The sequence below is a fragment of the Pseudomonas sp. WC2 genome (assembly GCF_050586545.1).
Lineage (GTDB): Bacteria > Pseudomonadota > Gammaproteobacteria > Pseudomonadales > Pseudomonadaceae > Aquipseudomonas.
Genome location: NZ_JBOBDR010000053.1, coordinates 1 through 433, shown reverse-complemented (window position 1 = coordinate 433; position 433 = coordinate 1). Strand labels below are relative to the sequence as shown.

General features: G+C 62.8%; 1 pseudogene. It reads left to right on the top strand.

What is annotated here, in order from left to right:
* Nucleotides 1-433 (top strand): annotated as a pseudogene (locus ACQ4OE_RS26780) (RHS repeat protein); the annotation flags it as partial.

The window sequence follows — 433 nt, the reverse complement described above, 5'->3', positions numbered from 1 at the left end:
GCGCGGACGGTTGCTGTCGATCCGTTATCCGGACAGCAGCCGGCTTCGGCTGGTGTGGAATGACCTCGGTCAGCTCGTTGAAGAGACGTCGCCTGACGGTGGCGTGAGGCGCTTTTCCTACGATGCGCTAGGGCGACGGACCACCACGGTAGACGAACACGGTGCGGTGACGCGGCAGCATTGGGACGCACTTGGCCGACTCACGCAGACGACTTTTCCTACCGGCGCTACCCGCGCCCACAGCTATGGCGCCTACGGTCAGGTCACCGCTGAGCGCGATGAACTTGGGCGTATCACCCGTTATGAATATGACGACGATCTGCACCTGGTCTCGCGCCGCATCAACCCCGACGGCACGCGGGTGCAGTACCGCTACGACCACGCGCAACTGCTGCTCACCGAGATTGAAAACGAGTCGGGCGAGAAGTACCGA